The sequence below is a fragment of the Salinisphaera orenii subsp. halophila YIM 95161 genome, from assembly GCF_003732545.1.
GTDB lineage: Bacteria > Pseudomonadota > Gammaproteobacteria > Nevskiales > Salinisphaeraceae > Salinisphaera > Salinisphaera orenii_A.
The window spans coordinates 1-15,840 of the sequence record NZ_AYKF01000112.1 but is presented as its reverse complement, the minus strand read 5'-3'; the positions used below and the strand labels follow the sequence as shown (position 1 = coordinate 15,840).

Genomic DNA, 15,840 nt, shown 5'->3' with positions numbered 1-15,840 from the left:
AACACAAATACCGTATCAAGCTCAAGTGGCTCAATGAGACGCTTGGTGTTCGATTGGCAAGATGGTATCTAGCGTTCGAGCCCGTACTTGTCCAGCCGATAGCGCAGGGCGCCGCGGCTCAGGCCGAGGCGGCGGGCCGCCTCCGAGATGTTGTCGCCGGTCTCGGCGAGCGTGCGCTCGATCAGCGCCTGCTCGTTGCCGGCCAGGGTGCCGTCGCTGCCGGGCAGTCTTTCGCCGGCCGTCGCCGCCGCAGCCGGCGCCGTCTCGGTCGTTGCCTGCCACGAGCGCAGGCGCAGATGCCCGGCCTCGAGCTGGGTATCGGCATGGACCAGCACGGCCCGTTCGATGACGTGACGCAGCTCGCGCACGTTGCCCGGCCAGTCGTGGTCGATAAGCGCCCCGCATGCGGCCTCGGTGAGCCTCGGCGGATCGCGCTCATAGCGTGCCGAGGTTTCGTCGACGAAATGCCGGGCCAGCTCGAGCACGTCCTCGCCGCGCTCGCGCAGCGGCGGCAGGGCGAGGGTCAGCACGTTGAGGCGATAGTAGAGATCCTGACGGAAGTCGCCGGCGGCCATCATCTGCTCGATGTCACGATTGGTGGCCGCGATGAACCAGGCCTCGATCGCGCGCTCGGTGTCACTGCCGATCTCGCGCATGGTTCGCGACTCCAGCGCGGTCAGCAGCTTGGTCTGCAGCCCCAGCGGCAGCTCGCCGATCTCGTTGAGAAAGGCACTGCCCGCGCCGGCGGCGGCGAGCAGGCCGCGGCGCGCCCGATGGGCGTTGGTGAACGCGCCCTTTTCGTGCCCGAACAGCTCGGCCTCGATCAGGTCCCGCGGCAGCGCGGCGCAGTCGACCTGCACGAACGGCGCCTCGGCCCGCGGCGAGCCCGCATGCAGCACCCGCGCGGCGAGATCCTTGCCGGTGCCGGTCTCGCCGGTCACGAGCACGTTCGGCGGCGCCGAGCCGCGCCCGAGGGCGGCGATGCGCTCGATCTCCCGGCGCAGCGTGCGCACCGCGGGGCTGTCGCCGATGATCACGGGCGCGCCCGTGGCGTCGCCGGCCGCGGCCTCGGTCCGGGTCGCGGGACTATCCCGATGCAGGGCGTCGCTGACGATGCGTTCAAGCGCGTCCAGGTCCAGCGGCTTCTTGAGGAAATCCACCGCGCCCAGGCGCATGGCCCCGATGGCGTCGTCCAGTTCGCCGAAGGCGGTCATCACCAGCGCGGGCACCGGCCCGATCTCGGCGCGCAGCCACTCGAGGAATTCCAGACCGTGGCCGTCCGGCAGGCGCAGATCGAGCACGGCGAGCTCCGGCGGCCGGCGCTGCGCGGCCAGGCGGGCGTTGGCCAGATTCTCGCAGGCCGCCACCGTATAGCCGTCGCGACGCAGGCGGCGGTCGATGGCGCGGGCCAGGGCGCGCTCGTCCTCGAGCAGGAGAATATGCGGGGCGTTCATGCGATCGTCTCCCTGGGCAGGCGACAACAGACGCGCGTGCCCCCGTCCGGCGCCGCACTGTAGTCCAGGCTGCCCCCGTGCCCGTGGATGACCTTGTAGGCGAACGGGATGCCGAGCCCGGTGCCGCGGCGCTTGGTCGTGGGCAGCGGGGCCCTCGCCTCGGGGTCCGGGGCCACCGCCATGCCCGGGCCGGCGTCGTCGATGACGAGCTCGACCTGGGCGTCGGTCGCGCGCGTGGCCACCCGGAGCGTGGTCTCCGGCGGCGACGCCTCGAGGGCGTTGGCGAGCAGCCCGTGCAGGGCCTGTTCCAGCAGCGGCCCGTCCACGGCCACGCGGGCTGCAGCGCCGCGCTCGCGATCGAGCGTGAGGCCGGCCGCGGCCAGCCGGCCGCCCAGCGCGGCGACGGCCCCGTCGACGATATCGTCGAAGACGTGATCGCGCCGGTCCAGCTTGAGCGGGTGCAGATAGGCCAGCAGCGCATCGAGCCAGCGTTCGAGGCGGTCGGCGGCATCGATGATGTCGGCGCCGGTCTCGACCACCTCGTCGGTGTCGGCCTCACGGTCGAGCATCTGCGCGTTAGCGCGGATGCCGGCGAGCGGATTGCGGATATTGTGCGCGATGACCGGGACCAGCGCGCCGAGTGCAGCCTGGCGCTCGCGCTCGACCAGCGCACGCCGGTTGGCCTCCAACTCCGCGGCCATGCCGTTGACGGTTTCGGCCAGCCGGCGCAGCTCGGTCACGCCCTGCGCGTTCAGCCGGTGGGACAGATCCCCGCGCGCCAGTTCGCCGGTTCCGTCGAGCAGTCGCTGCAGCGGTTGGAGAAAATCTCGGACGAAACGCCGGTTGAGCCACACGGCCAGGGCCAGGCCGAACACCAGCGGCAGCCAGGCCAGCCATGGCGCCAACCGATTCCACAGCCCCAGCCGCTCGGAGAGCCTGTCGCGCTCGGCCGCGACTTCGGCGGTCAGGGCGTTGTAGGCCGCCTCGAAGTCGCCGGTGCTCCATTGGTCGATCGGCGCGTCCGCCGCGGCGGCACTGCCTGGGTTGGTCACCACGCGGTTCATGGCGGCCAGAATCAGGCCGTAGGCGGCTTCCATGCGGGCGATGCTCGCCTGTTCGTCGGCGGTCTCGGCATAGCCGCGCATGCGATAGAAATGCTCGTCGATGCGGTAGAGACGCTGCCAGTAATCCTCGCGCGGCCCGCGGGCGCGGACCTCGTCGATCGCACGGATCTGGCGGTAGAGATCGCCACGCACGGCCTGCGCCTCCACCAGCAGCCCGTTGAGCCGCAGCGAGGCCTGGTACCCCGACTGCCACAGATTGGCCCACAGCCCGCCGACGCCGGCGGCCGCCGCCAGAATCAGCAGCAGCGCGAACTGATAGCGCCGGATCAGGCTCTTGAGCGACAGACTGTGCGCGTTCGACATGCCGCCGAGTCTAGAGACGCGGACGGGCGCTGTCTCCATGCGCCGCGCCGGCACCGCCGCTGGCCACTATTGGCCATTCGGGCGGCCAGTTTCAGCCACTCGCCTGGCCACTCACCGGCCAACGCCGATGTCGCTGAACGAAACCGGAATACAACGTATGCAAATCAGCGATTTAGAAAAAAACATGACAAAGCCATGCCTGGCATGGACGATGCATTATTTCGTGTGCCATTCCACACAATCAGAGGAGATCGGCATGAAACAGTGGACGACCCCGACGGCGCATGACATGCGTCTTGGATTCGAAATCACGATGTACGTCAGCAACCGCTAGCACGCGGTGGCCGACGAGGGAGGGGGCCGCGCGCCCCCTCTTTTGTTTCCATAGCCGGCAAACCCATGGAATTCCCCACACGACACGACGGCGAGACGACGGCACGACCGCTCTGGCTGCTGGCCGAGCTCACCTACGCCTGCCCGCTGCAGTGCCCGTACTGCAGCAACCCCACCGAACTGGCGCAGATCGGCCGGGAGATGGACACCGCGGACTGGATCCGCGTGCTGGGCCAGGCCCGCGCGATGGGCGCGGCCCAGCTCGGCCTGTCCGGCGGCGAGCCGCTGGTGCGGCGCGATCTGGAAGAGATCGTGGCCGAGGGCCGGCGCCTGGGTTTCTACTCCAATCTGATCACCTCGGGCGTGGGCATGGACGCCGACCGCGCCGCGCGCCTGGCTGAGGCCGGGCTCGACCACATCCAGATCAGCTTCCAGGCCAGCAACGCCGAGCTCAACAACTTCCTCGGCGGCACCGACAGCTTCGAGCAGAAGAAGGAGATGGCCCGCGCGATCAAGAGTCAGGGCTATCCCATGGTCCTCAACATCGTCCTGCACCGGAAGAACATCGACGATATCGAGGAGATCATCGCCATGGCCGAGGCGTTGGACGCCGACTACGTGGAACTGGCCAACACCCAGTACTACGGCTGGGCCTGGCACAACCGCGAGGCTCTGCTGCCCACGCGCGAGCAACTCGCCCACGCCGAGCGCGTGACCATCGAATATCGCGAGCGCGGCGGCGCGATGAAGCTCTACTTCGTCGTGCCCGACTATTACGAGGAACGGCCCAAGGCCTGCATGAGCGGCTGGGGCGACATCTTCCTGACCATCGCCCCGGACGGGCTCGCCCTGCCTTGCCACGCCGCACGCCAGCTGCCGGGGCTCTCGTTTCCCGACGTACGTGAGCACGACCTGGACTGGATCTGGTGCGAGTCGCCCGCCTTCAACCACTTCCGCGGCTACGACTGGATGGCCGAGCCCTGCCGCAGCTGCAGCGAGAAGACCAAGGACTACGGCGGCTGCCGCTGTCAGGCCTACATGCTCACCGGCGACATGTACGCCGCCGACCCGGTGTGCGCGAAGTCGCCGTCCCACCACCGCGTGACCGACGCCGTGGAACGGGCCAACGAGCGCCCGGTGGCCGAGGCCGCGTCCCAGCCGATTGTGTTCCGCAACCCGCGCAACTCCAAGCGCATTCACGGTACCGCGACCGAGCGCTGATCGACCGGCGTCCGCGCCGCAGCGGACGGCCCTCGACCGTCAGTCCAGCGTCACCCAGCCGTGCGAACGCGCGAGCTGCAGAAAGTGATGGACGTCGTCGTCCACCGCGGCGCCGCCGAAATCGGCCGACAGCGCCGCGCACAGCTCGGCCACCGTGCGCGCGCCGTCGCAGCGACCCAGAATCTCCGCCGCGCTCGGATTGAGGGTGACCATGCCTTCGGGATAGAGCAGCACGTGACAGTCCTGGGCGGGCTCGAACTGCAGCCGATGGCCGCGCGCGATCCGCGGCACGGCGTCGCGCCGGATCGCCGGCGGGGTCGTCTCCGGATCGCTCACGGGCGCGGCTCCGCGCAGCTGTGATAGGGCGGCATGTCGGCCACATATGCCATCCACATCGCGTCTAGCATGCTCCAGAGCACGTCCAGCTTGAACTGGAGGATGGACAAGGCGTGCTCCTGATCGGCGCGGGTGGTGAAGTGATCCAGCGTGATCGCCAGTCCGTGCTCGACGTCCCGGCGGGCCTCGGACAGGCGCTTGCGGAAATAGGTCAGGCCGGCGTCGTCGATCCACGGGTAGTGATCGGGCCAGCCGGTCAGGCGCTGCTGATGGATCTCGGGCGCGAACAGCTCCGTGAGCGAGGAACAGGCCGCCTCCTGCCAGCTCGCGCGGCGGGCGAAATTGACGTAGGCGTCGACCGCGAAGCGCACCCCCGGCAGCACGTCGGTGAGCGCGGCCACGCGCTCGCGATCCAGCCCGCAGGCATCGGCCAGCGCCAGCCAGGCCTCGATGCCCCCGGTCTCGCCGGGCGCGCCGTCGTGATCGATGATCCGCTGGACCCACTCGCGCCGCACGGCTGGGTCCGGACAGTTGGCGAGCACGTTGGCGTCCTTGATCGGGATGCAGACCTGATAGTAATAGCGGTTGATCACCCAGCCACGAATCTGATCCTTCGTGCAGCGGCCTTCGTGCATCATCCGGTGGTAGGGATGATGGATGTGATAGCGCGCGCCCAGCGCCCGTAATCTCGCCTCGAACTCGTCGCGCGGCCAGGGCGCCGCCGGCGCGCTCGTGCCGGCCGCGGCCGGCGCCACCGGGGCCGCCCGGCCGCGGGTCTCATCCGCGCCGGCGGCACCCGTCACGCTTTCAGGCCTGTTCATAGCGGAATCTCCATGCCATCGAAGGCGACCTCCACCCCCGCGCGTTCGACGGTCGCCCGTTCGGGCGAGTCCGGATCGAGGATGGGGTTGGTGTTGTTGATGTGGATGAGCACCCGGCGCGTGTCCGGAAACCCGCCGAGCCAGGCCAGCATGCCGTGCTCGCCCGACTGCGGCAGGTGGCCCATCGAGGCCGCGGTCTTGGTGCCCACACCCTGGTCGATCATCTCGGTCTCGGTGAAGAAGGTCCCGTCCACCAGCAGACAGTCGGCATCGCGTGCAACCGCGGCCAATTCGTCGTCCGGTGCGCCCAGGCCCGGCGCATAGAACAGCCGCCCGCCGGTCGTCTCGTCGGTCACGATCAGGCCGATGTTGTCGCCCGGATGCGGATCGCCCCGGTGCGGCGAATACGGTGGCGCCGCCGAACTGAGTTCGACCGTGTCGAAACGCAGCCCGGGCACGCCGTCCATGGTGAACTCGCCACCGGCGGTATCGATCTCATGCCAGTCCACGCCGCAGTAATGGGCCAGCACGTTGAACAGCGGCAGCCCGGTGGTCAGGTCCTCGTACACCGGCCGCGTGGACCATACCGTCAACGGCTCGCCCTCGCGCAGGATCGTGAGCCCCGCGGTGTGGTCGATCTGGCTGTCCATGAGCAGGATCGCCGCAATGCCGGTGCCGCGGGTGTCCGGGGCCGGCCGCAGCGCCGGGAAATCCAGGATCTGCTGACGCACATCAGGCGAGGCATTGACCAGCAGCCAGTGGCGGCCATCGGCGCTGACCGCGATCGACGACTGGGTGCGCGGGCTCGCCCGGGTCGTGCCCTCGTGCCAGGCCCGGTTGAGACCGACGTTGGTGTTCCACTGCGGAAACCCGCCGCCGGCCGCGGAGCCGAGTACGCGTACGAACATGCTGATCCCTGATTCGATGAAGCGGCTGTCCTGCCCGCAGGCAGGACTCGTGCCACTTCGTGGTGTGCTGCGCGGTCAGTGGCCTGTCGGCCTGACGGCGCCCGTGCGGCCGCATCCGCGGGCGCGAATCGCGGCCGATGATGCCGCGCGATCCCGTCGCGCGGCACGGCAGCGCCGGAGACGCGGGCGGCACATGCTAGCCGCGGCCGGACAGCGGAATGCCGTGCTTCTTCATCTTCCGATACAGCGTGTTGCGACTCATGTCGAGCCGCGTCGCCGTGTTGGTGATGTTCCAGCGGTTGTCGTCGAGCGCGGTCAGGATCGCGGAACGCTCAGCCGAATCCAGCGGGTTCGGGCCTGGGCCCGGCTCCCCAGCCCCGGCGATCGCGGCGTCGTCGCCGTGGCCGGACGCCTCAGCGCTCATCGGGCCCTCGACGATCTCGGGCGGGAGATCGGCCGCGCCGATGATGTAATCCTCACAGAGGGCGAGCGCCGTGCGCAGCACGTTGCGCATCTGACGGATGTTGCCCGGCCAGGAATAACGGGTGAGCGCGGCCAGGGCCTCTTCGTCCACGCGCGCCTCGACGTCGCCGTCGTGCTCCAGGGCCAGAATGGAGCCGAGCAGCGCCTGGCGATCGACGCGCTCCCGTACCGGCGGCAGCGTCAGCGTGATGCCGTTGAGGCGATAGTAGAGGTCCTCCCGGAAACGCCCCGCCGCCACCATGTCCTTGAGATCGGCGTGGGTGGCCGAGACCACGTTAAGATCGACCGTGATCGGCGTCTCGCTGCCCAGCGGCACGACCTCGCGCTCCTCCAGCACCCGCAGCAGGCGCGTCTGCAGTTCGGTCGGCATGTCGCCGATCTCGTCGAGAAACAGCGTCCCGCCGGAGGACTGGAGGATCTTGCCGCGCATGCCTTCGCGCCGTGCGCCCGTGAACGCTCCGGCCTTGTAGCCGAACAACTCGGACTCGATCAGCGACTCGGGAATCGCCGCGCAGTTGACCGCGACGAACGGCGAGGCCGCGCGCCGGCTGACGTCGTGTATGGCGCGCGCGAACAGCTCCTTGCCTGTGCCAGTCTCGCCGCGCAGCATGATCTGGACCTGCCGGTCCACCACCCGCCGTGCACAGCGCACGTTGTAGGCCATGCGCGGGTCGTTGCCGCACAGATCGGCGAAGCCGCGCGCCTGATGCCGCCGCGCCGCACTCACGCGCAGGGCGGAGTCGTCGTTGCGGGCGACCGTCACCCGACGGCCGGCCTCGCCGCTGGCGCGCACGCTGGCGAAGTAACGCCGGCCGCGCTGGACCTCGTGCATCGGCCAGACCGAATGCGACCCGTCGGTGGAGCGCTCGTGGAGCATGTCGGCGTCCACGTCGAACACCTCGGCGATGTCCAGGCCGACCACCGACTGCCGGGTCTCGAGCCCGAGCTGGCACGCCGCGCTGTCGTCGGCGGCGACGATGTGCCCGTCCGCGCCGACCGCGATCATGCCGTCGTGAATGAGACTGACGAACTCGGGCCGACTGTGAAAGCGCAGCACCAGATGCTCGCGGTTGGCGTTGAGGAACACGCACTTCTCGATCAGGCGGGCGGACATGCTGACCAGCGCCATGGTGTGCGTCTGGCCGGCACGGGTGCCCTCGCACTGCACCGAAGAGGCGTCCAGCACCGCCAGCAGCTGGCCCTGCGGATTGCGGATGGGGGCGGCCGAACAGCTCAGATCGGTGTGGCGGGCCGCGAAGTGATCGGCGCAGTGCACGGTCACCGGCCGATGCTCGACGATGCACGTGCCGATGCCGTTGGTGCCCTGGCGCAGCTCGCTCCAGTCGGCGCCGTCCCAGAGCCCGGCGGCGCGGAAGCTCGAACGCAGCGCCTGCTCGACGCGGTTGTAGAGAATCAGGCCGTGGGCATCGGTCAGCAGCAGCGCGTAGCCGGAGCCGGAGATCTGGGCGGCGAGATTCTCCATTTCGGCGCGCGCGATGCTTACCACCTCGCCGAGCTCGTCGCGATGCTCGCTGAGCTTGCTGCGGGAGACGACGTCCAGCTCGATCTGGGACGGGTCCAGCCCGTAGTCGCTGAGACAGCGCTGCCAGGAACCCGCGATGAAATCGTTCGCGTTGCTCCCCCCGGCGCGCGCATAGACCGCAGCCTCGTGCTGCGCCGCTACGGTGGCCATGGTGCTCTCCTCCTCGTGACGCGGCTTCGCACCCGCGCCCGTTCGTTGTCATCGCCGATGAAATCAGCCGGCCGCATCTCGCGCGGCCTTTTTTAGTTGTTCATCTTCGCTTTTAGCACCTTTGGCGCGAACGGACAAGCGCAGTCATCGGAAAGCCACACCGGATGCAACACGGTTGCGCCACATTCGTGACAGTGCCATCGTCGAAGCGCCGATAAAGACAGAACAGAGCGGGCGAAGGACGGCGATCGGGCGTGGCCTGATCCTTGCATCGAACCCGCTCAGGCACGGTCGCCGCGCAAGGGGCGGACACGTGCTCGACACACGCCGCCGCCACCACAGCGGTGGCGGCATACGCGAACATGCACTGGAGGAGATACAACCATGTGTGCAGTAGCTGCATCCGAGGTCGCGCTGGATCCCAGCGTCAAGCAATTCATCGATACGCCGCGCAAGATGCTCATCGGCGGCCAGTGGGTCGCGAGTGAATCCGGCGAGACTTTCGACGTCTACAACCCGTCCAACGACCAGGTCATCGCGCAGGCGCAGTCGTCGGGCAAGAGCGATGTCGACAAGGCCGTGAAGGCCGCCCGCAAGGCCTTCGACGACGGCCCGTGGACGAAGATGGCGCCGGCCGAGCGCCAGCGCATCGTCTGGAAGATCGGCGATCTGATCATGGAGCACCAGGAGGAGCTCGCCCAGCTCGAGTCCCTGGACAACGGCAAGCCGATCTCGATCGCCCGGGCGGCCGACATCCCGCTGGCCGCGGAGATGTTCCGCTACATGGCCGGCTGGGCGACCAAGCTCAACGGCGAACTGATCAGCCCGACCGTGCCCTACGCCCCCGGCGCCGAGTGGCATGCCTACACCCGCCGCGAGGCCGTGGGCGTCTGCGGCCAGATCATCCCGTGGAACTTCCCGCTGCTGATGGCTGCGTGGAAGCTGGCCCCGGCACTGGCCACCGGCAACACCATCGTCATGAAGCTCGCCGAGGAAACGCCGCTGTCGGGCCTCAAGCTCGCCGAGATCATGCAGGAGGCCGGCGTGCCGGACGGCGCGGTCAACGTCATCACCGGCTTCGGCGAGGAGGCCGGCGCGCCGCTGGCCGCGCATCCGCAGGTGGACAAGATCGCCTTCACCGGCTCCACCGAGGTCGGCCGTCTGATCGTCGACGCCGCCAAGGGCAACCTCAAGAAGGTGTCGCTGGAACTGGGCGGCAAGTCGCCGAACATCATTCTCGAGGACGCCGATCTGGACAAGGCGATCCCGGGCGCGGCCAACGCCATCTTCTTCAACCACGGCCAGTGCTGCGCGGCCGGTGCGCGGCTGTTCGTGCACGAGCGGATCTACGACCAGGTCGTCGAGGGCATGGCGGATTTCGCCCGCAACATCAAGCTCGGCCCGGGCCTGGATCCGGAGACCCAGATGGGCCCGCTGGTCTCGCGCACCCAGCTCGAGCGCGTGACCGGGTTTCTGGACTCCGGCAAGAGCCAGGGCGCCAAGGCCGCGGTCGGCGGTGAGCGCGGCGAGGGCGACGGCTACTTCGTCAAGCCGACGGTGCTCACCGACGTCTCGGACGACATGAAGGTCGTCCAGGAAGAGATCTTCGGCCCGGTCGTGACCGCGACCAAGTTCTCCGACTTCGACGAGGAGCTGGTCAAGCGCGCGAACGACACCGTGTTCGGCCTCGCCTCGGGCGTGTGGACCCAGGACATCGGCAAGGCGCACAAGCTGGCCAACCAGCTGCGTGCCGGCACCGTGTGGGTCAACTGCTACAACATCTTCGATGCGGCGCTGCCGTTCGGCGGTTTCAAGCAGTCCGGCTGGGGTCGCGAGATGGGCGAGCAGGTGCTCAGCAACTACCTCGAGACGAAGACGGTCACCGTCTCGCTCTAGCAGGCCCGACGGCATCGCGCCGACGATGCGTCACGAGAGCCGGCTGCCATCGTGGCAGCCGGCTTTTTTCATGGCTGCGTTCGGGCGTCGTTGCAAACGCGCCGCAGCCCGCGTTCATGCCATGATGCGGCCATCGACGTATCGCATCGACCGTGTCGCGCCAGCGCGCCCGTCGCGGTCATCGTTGCGGGCGCCGGGGAGGAGGAACACGCATGAACAAGCAATCGATTCAGGTGCTGCTGGTCGACGACCACGCCGTGGTGCGGGCCGGCTACAGCCGGCTGTTGAAGATGGCCGACGACATCACGGTCGCCGGCGAAGCGGACAGCGGCGAACGCGCCTATGCGGCCTGTCGCGAGACCGCCTTCGACGTGATCGTGATGGATCTGTCTCTGCCGGGCATGAGCGGCATCGAGGCCACCAAACGCATCCACGGCCGCCATCCCGGCGTGCGCGTGCTGGTGTTCTCCGTCCACGAGGAGAACATCTTCGTGCGCCGGGCCCTGGCCGCCGGTGCCACCGGTTACATCAGCAAGCGTGAAGTCTCCGACGTGCTGGTCGATGCGGTCCGCTGCGTGGCCCGCGGCGAACGCTATATCGGCGCCCTGCTCGACGCCGATCCCGAGCGCGGTGATATCAATCCGCTCGCCCAGCTGTCGGCCCGCGAGTTCGAGATCTTCCGGCTGCTGGCCTCGGGCGCGAGCATCCAGGCGATCGCGGACGAGCTGTTCCTGAGCCCCAAGACCGTGGCCAATCACACCAGCCGCCTGCGCGCCAAGCTCGGCACGCAGGGCACCGCCGATCTCACGCGGCTGGCGATCCGGACCGGCGTCGTCAGCCTGTAGATCGATGTGGAGACCCGCTCGCCTGCGGCTGCGCCAACGCCTGATGCTCTCGGTGACGCTGCTGCTGGCGGTGATCCTGCTGGCCGCCGGCGTGCTGGTCATCGTCAACGCCCATCGGGCGATCTCCGACGAGATGGATTCCAGCGTCACCCTGGCCTCCGATCTGATCGAAGCCAGCCTCACCTCGGGCGACGGTGCGCTGGTGGCGGCGCGCGAGCTGGCCGATATCGGCCAGCTGCGACATCTGTGCCTGTCGCTGGTCACCGACGATCGGGCGCCCCGGCCCTGCGCGACCGACGCCTCCAGCCAGGCCCCCACCTGGTTCGCGGCCGTGACACGGCCGGCGGAATTGCCCGAGCGCACCATCCGCGTGGCCCCGGACACGCTTATCCGCGTGCTCGCCGATCCGCACGACGAAATCGACGAGACCTGGCGTGACACCCGCGGACTGCTCGGTCTGCTGCTGGTCTTCTACGCCGCCATTCTGGTCACCGTCTACCTGCTGCTCGGCCGTGCGATCGTACCGGTGCGTCGTATCGACGCCGCCCTGCGCGGCATCGAGCACGGCCGGTACGACATGCGGCTGCCGACCTTCACACTGCCGGAATTCGACGGTATCGCAGCCCAGTTCAACCACATGGCGGCCACGCTCGCCGCCGCCCGGGACGAGAATCAGCGTCTGCGCGATCATTCCCTGCGCATCCAGGAGGATGAACGCCGCAGCCTCGCGCGCGAACTGCACGACGAACTCGGCCAGAGCCTGACCGCCATCCGCGCGGATGCGGCCGGTATCCTCGCGCACCGCGACGCGCTGCCGCATGGCGTCGCGGAATCCGCCCGCGCCATCGCCGATGTCGCGGCCCGGCTTTACGACCAGGCCCGCGTGATGATGCGCCGGCTGCGGCCACCGGGGCTCGACGAGCTGGGCCTGACGGCCGCGCTGGAGGAGCATATCGCCGGCTGGCAGCGCACGCGGCCCGACGTGACCTTCGTCTTCGACGGCGACGACACGCCGGACACGCTGACCACGAACACCGCCATCCACGTCTTCCGGCTGGTCCAGGAGGCCCTGACCAACGCCCTGCGGCATGCGCGACCGCGACGAATCAGCGTGCGCCTGGCCGCCCACACGGACCGGCTACGCGTGGCCGTCAGCGACGACGGCTGCGGTTTCGACACCGACGCCACGGCGCCGGGACTGGGCCTGGCGGGCATGGCGGAGCGCATCGAACTGCTGGGCGGCGAGTTCGCCCTGACGAGCCATCCCGGGCACGGCACGCGCGTGGCCGCCGACGTGCCGCTCGACCACTGAGCCCGAGACCGGGAAGTTTTCCCATTGAGGCCGGCGTCCCGGTCGATGAATACTGCATGCACGGCCACTCGGCCGATGCACAAGACGAATAATCCGAAGGGGATGGATATGGGAGCAACAAGAGGCCTCTGCATGGCCCTGGGGGTGCTGTGTGCGACGACCGCGGCGGCACAGGACAGCGAGCTCGGCGCCATCGAGGTGATCGGCGCCACGCCGTTCTCCGGCAGCGACGTGGACGCGGAGCGCTATCCGGCCAACGTCCAGCAGGGCAGTGCCGAGGACATCGCCGACAGCGCCACGCTCAACCTCAACGAGTACATGAATCAGGAACTGGGCAGCGTCCACGTCAACGACGCGACCAACAACCCGTTCCAGCCGGACCTCAACTACCGCGGCTACACGGCGTCGCCGCTGCTCGGCCTGCCCCAGGGGCTGTCCGTGTATCAGGACGGCGTGCGCGTGAACGAGCCCTTCGGCGACACCGTCAACTGGGGCCTGATTCCGGACGTGGCGATCGACTCGATCGACCTCGTGCCCGGCTCCAACCCCCTGTTCGGTCAGAACACGCTGGGCGGTGCGCTCTCGGTCAAGACCAAGACCGGCTTCACCTACGAAGGCAGCGAATTCGAGTTCTTCGGCGGCGACTTCGGCCGCTACGGCGGTCACGTCCAGGCCGGCGGTAACGACGGCGAGACCGGCTGGTATTTCGCCGCGCAGGGCATGTCGGAGGACGGCTGGCGGGATTTCTCGGATTCCGAAGTCACCCAGCTGTTCACCCAGTTCTCGACGCTCACGGACAACGGCACGCTGGATTTCTCGATCACCGCGGCCGACAACACCCTGCGCGGCAACGGTGCGGTGCCGCGCGAGCTGGCCGACGCCGAGGGCCGGGACTCGATCTTCACCTATCCGGACGAAACCAATCCGAACATGGTGATGCTCAATCTCCGCGGCACCGGAGAGATGACCGAGGACTTCACGCTGGCCTGGGGCGCCTACTACCGCCGCAACGAGATCAACACCTTCAACGGCGACGGCTCCGAATTCGAGGCGTGCGACGACACCCCGGGTGTGCTCTGTGAGGAAGGCGAAGGCGGCGATGATCCGGAGGTGGTCGTCGACGCCGACGGCAATCCGATCGCGACCCGCGCTGCCGTGCTCGGCGGCACGCAGAACACCTCGCAGACCAAGGAGGACGGCTTCGGCCTCAACCTGCAGGGGCAGCAGGACGGCGTGCTCGGCGGCGAGCTGATCGTCGGTACCAGCCTCGACTACGGCAGCAGCGACTTCCAGTCGCGCACCGAGCTGGCAAGCCTGACCGACGAGCGCGGCACCGTCGGCAGCGGCGTCTTCAGCGGCGAATCGCTGACGGGCGTGTCCGCCCACAACAGCACCGCCAGCCTGTTCTTCATGCAGCGCACGCCGCTGACCGACAGCGTCGAGGCCACCCTATCCGGACGCTACAACCGCACCGCCATCTCCCTGCACGACACCTCGCCGGGCTATCCGGGTGAAGAGGACGACGGCACCAGCCTGAGCGGCGATCACGAGTTCAAGCGGCTGAATCTGGCCGGCGGCCTGACCTGGGAGATCAACGATCACCTGACCAGCTTCGGCAGTGTCTCGCAGTCCTCACGCGCGCCTTCGCCGGTCGAGCTGACCTGCGCGAATCCGGACGCGCCGTGTCGACTGCCCAACGGCTTCGTCGACGACCCGCCGCTCGAACAGGTGGTGGCCACGACCTACGAGATCGGCCTGCGCGGCGGCGGCGACAACCTGCACTGGAGTGCCGCGGCCTTCCGCTCGGACAATCAGGACGACATCCTGTTCATCGCGGCCGAATCGCGCTTCGCCGGCTACTTCGACAACGTCGGCAAGACCCGTCGCCAGGGCATCGAGCTGGGCCTGGACTGGACGTTCGCGGACAGCTGGCGCGTCTCGGCGAACTACACCTACCTGAACGCCGAGTTCCGCGATCCGTTCATCACCAATTCGCCGAACCATCCGCTGGCCGACGACGACGCCGCGCCCGGTGACGATCCGACCCAGCAGGTCGAGTCCGGCGATCGCATCCCGCTGATCCCGGAACATCTGTTCAACGTCGGCCTCGACTGGCGTGCGACCGATCGTCTGATGGTCGGCATGGACGTGATCGGCAACGGCGACCAGATCTATCGCGGCGACGAATCCAACACCGACGACGAACAGATCGACGGCTACGCCATCGTCAACGCCAACGCCTCGTTCAAGGTGACCGACCGCATCACGACGTTCGTGCGGGTCAACAACCTGTTCGACTCCAACTACGAAACCTTCGGCCTGTACGGCGAAGCCGACGAAGTGCTCGAAGGCGATCGCTACGAAGATGCCAGCCGCTTCATCGGTCCGGGTGCGCCCCGGGGCATCTGGGGTGGTGTGCGCGTGGAACTCTAGCGCCACCCAGACCACCGATTTAGGTCTCCTCCGGCAGGGGCCGGCCGGCAACACTTTCTCCCCTCGGTGTGCCGGTCGGTTCCCTGCTTTTTTTTGGCACAATCCAGACATGGATCACAAACGACCGAACGAGGTATCCCCATGATTCCGATCACGCGCGGTGTTCTGTATGCCGTCCCGCTGGCGCTGCTGGCGGCCGGGCCGGCTTTCTCCGGGAGCGGCGATCGCGACGCTTCCCTGGACCAATGCATCGAGTCCGCCCAGTCGGTGCGCCAGGGCGATATCGTCAAGGTCGAGTATCTGAGCGTCAGCCCCGCGGGCGCGCCGACCTACGAGATCGAGATCCGGGACAGCTCGGACACGGAGTGGGAGTTGATGTGCAACGCGCGCTCGGGCGACATCTACGAGATCGAGACCGAGGTCGACTCGGCCGACGACGAACTCTTCTCCAAGGCCTCCAAGATCAGCGAGGAGGAAGCCAGAACGACCGCCACCGATCGCTTTGGCGGCGAGGTCGTCGAACTCGAGTACGAAGTCGAGGCCGATGGCTCACCGACCTACGAGATCGACCTGGCCCAGGAGGGCCAGGCCACCGAATTCAAGGTCGAGGTCGACGCCGTTTCCGGCGACATCATCGAAGTGTCGGTCGAACAGTGGCAGATCGGTCAGGAGCCGGAG

At 68.3% G+C, this 15,840-nt stretch carries 13 protein-coding genes; 7 read left to right on the top strand and 6 right to left on the bottom strand.

Going from position 1 to position 15,840, the window contains the following annotated elements; translation table 11 throughout:
- Positions 1-68 precede the first annotated feature (68 nt).
- Positions 69-1,454, bottom strand: a complete 1,386-nt coding sequence (locus SAHL_RS14240) for a sigma-54-dependent transcriptional regulator (protein ID WP_123592083.1) — start codon at positions 1,452-1,454, stop codon at positions 69-71.
- The gene (locus SAHL_RS14235; protein WP_184947726.1) at positions 1,451-2,881 is read right to left on the bottom strand and encodes a sensor histidine kinase; all 1,431 of its coding nucleotides are present in this window, start codon (positions 2,879-2,881) and stop codon (positions 1,451-1,453) included. Before SAHL_RS14235 ends, SAHL_RS14240 begins: the two co-directional genes overlap by 4 nt.
- Here SAHL_RS14235 and pqqA point away from each other — a divergent pair.
- On the top strand, positions 2,853-3,215 hold the full coding sequence (pqqA, locus tag SAHL_RS18035) for a pyrroloquinoline quinone precursor peptide PqqA (protein ID WP_221177973.1): 363 nt from the start codon (positions 2,853-2,855) through the stop codon (positions 3,213-3,215). The two genes, SAHL_RS14235 and pqqA, sit on opposite strands and share 29 nt — an antisense overlap.
- 65 nt (positions 3,216-3,280) lie before the next feature.
- The gene (gene pqqE / locus SAHL_RS14225) at positions 3,281-4,435 is read left to right on the top strand and encodes a pyrroloquinoline quinone biosynthesis protein PqqE (protein WP_123592081.1); all 1,155 of its coding nucleotides are present in this window, start codon (positions 3,281-3,283) and stop codon (positions 4,433-4,435) included.
- 39 nt (positions 4,436-4,474) lie between these two features.
- Here the strand turns inward: pqqE and pqqD are convergent, their stop codons facing one another.
- The 4 genes from pqqD to SAHL_RS14205 all read right to left on the bottom strand — a co-directional run bounded on the left by pqqD (position 4,475) and on the right by SAHL_RS14205 (position 8,676).
- The gene (gene pqqD, locus SAHL_RS14220; RefSeq protein WP_245968554.1) at positions 4,475-4,771 is read right to left on the bottom strand and encodes a pyrroloquinoline quinone biosynthesis peptide chaperone PqqD; all 297 of its coding nucleotides are present in this window, start codon (positions 4,769-4,771) and stop codon (positions 4,475-4,477) included.
- Positions 4,768-5,592 carry a pyrroloquinoline-quinone synthase PqqC gene (gene pqqC, locus SAHL_RS14215; protein ID WP_123592080.1) on the bottom strand — a complete coding sequence of 275 codons (825 nt, stop codon included), beginning with the start codon at positions 5,590-5,592 and terminating at the stop codon, positions 4,768-4,770. Before pqqC ends, pqqD begins: the two co-directional genes overlap by 4 nt.
- Positions 5,589-6,500 carry a pyrroloquinoline quinone biosynthesis protein PqqB gene (gene pqqB / locus SAHL_RS14210; protein ID WP_123592079.1) on the bottom strand — a complete coding sequence of 304 codons (912 nt, stop codon included), beginning with the start codon at positions 6,498-6,500 and terminating at the stop codon, positions 5,589-5,591. The genes pqqC and pqqB overlap by 4 nt, the downstream gene beginning before the upstream one ends.
- Positions 6,501-6,696: 196 nt before the next feature.
- On the bottom strand, positions 6,697-8,676 hold the full coding sequence (locus SAHL_RS14205) for a sigma-54-dependent Fis family transcriptional regulator (RefSeq protein WP_123592078.1): 1,980 nt from the start codon (positions 8,674-8,676) through the stop codon (positions 6,697-6,699).
- A gap of 384 nt (positions 8,677-9,060) precedes the next feature.
- On the opposite strand from SAHL_RS14205, the gene SAHL_RS14200 reads away from it, so the two are divergent.
- The 5 genes from SAHL_RS14200 to SAHL_RS14180 form a co-directional block, all read left to right on the top strand.
- Positions 9,061-10,572, top strand: coding sequence for an aldehyde dehydrogenase family protein (locus tag SAHL_RS14200; protein ID WP_123592077.1), 1,512 nt, complete (start codon positions 9,061-9,063; stop codon positions 10,570-10,572).
- Between the two features lie 212 nt (positions 10,573-10,784).
- Complete coding sequence (locus SAHL_RS14195) at positions 10,785-11,417, top strand: response regulator (protein WP_123592076.1); 633 nt, start codon at positions 10,785-10,787, stop codon at positions 11,415-11,417.
- A 4-nt stretch (positions 11,418-11,421) separates the two neighbouring features.
- On the top strand, positions 11,422-12,729 hold the full coding sequence (locus tag SAHL_RS14190; protein ID WP_123592075.1) for a sensor histidine kinase: 1,308 nt from the start codon (positions 11,422-11,424) through the stop codon (positions 12,727-12,729).
- A gap of 132 nt (positions 12,730-12,861) precedes the next feature.
- A complete protein-coding gene (locus SAHL_RS14185) occupies positions 12,862-15,162 on the top strand; it encodes a TonB-dependent receptor (RefSeq protein WP_184947724.1) in 2,301 nt (766 codons plus the stop codon).
- Between the two features lie 141 nt (positions 15,163-15,303).
- Positions 15,304-15,840 (top strand): PepSY domain-containing protein (locus SAHL_RS14180; protein WP_123592073.1); only part of this gene is annotated, 537 nt, incomplete at its 3' end.

What these genes read in the sequence shown, in the direction of transcription:
- SAHL_RS14240 (WP_123592083.1), bottom strand. Translation starts at nt 1,454, where the DNA reads ATGAACGCCCCGCATATTCTCCTGCTCGAGGACGAGCGCGCCCTGGCC.
- SAHL_RS14235 (WP_184947726.1), bottom strand. Translation starts at nt 2,881, where the DNA reads ATGTCGAACGCGCACAGTCTGTCGCTCAAGAGCCTGATCCGGCGCTAT.
- pqqE (WP_123592081.1), top strand. Translation starts at nt 3,281, where the DNA reads ATGGAATTCCCCACACGACACGACGGCGAGACGACGGCACGACCGCTC.
- pqqC (WP_123592080.1), bottom strand. Translation starts at nt 5,592, where the DNA reads ATGAACAGGCCTGAAAGCGTGACGGGTGCCGCCGGCGCGGATGAGACC.
- pqqB (WP_123592079.1), bottom strand. Translation starts at nt 6,500, where the DNA reads ATGTTCGTACGCGTACTCGGCTCCGCGGCCGGCGGCGGGTTTCCGCAG.
- SAHL_RS14205 (WP_123592078.1), bottom strand. Translation starts at nt 8,676, where the DNA reads ATGGCCACCGTAGCGGCGCAGCACGAGGCTGCGGTCTATGCGCGCGCC.
- SAHL_RS14200 (WP_123592077.1), top strand. Translation starts at nt 9,061, where the DNA reads ATGTGTGCAGTAGCTGCATCCGAGGTCGCGCTGGATCCCAGCGTCAAG.
- SAHL_RS14195 (WP_123592076.1), top strand. Translation starts at nt 10,785, where the DNA reads ATGAACAAGCAATCGATTCAGGTGCTGCTGGTCGACGACCACGCCGTG.
- SAHL_RS14190 (WP_123592075.1), top strand. Translation starts at nt 11,422, where the DNA reads ATGTGGAGACCCGCTCGCCTGCGGCTGCGCCAACGCCTGATGCTCTCG.
- SAHL_RS14185 (WP_184947724.1), top strand. Translation starts at nt 12,862, where the DNA reads ATGGCCCTGGGGGTGCTGTGTGCGACGACCGCGGCGGCACAGGACAGC.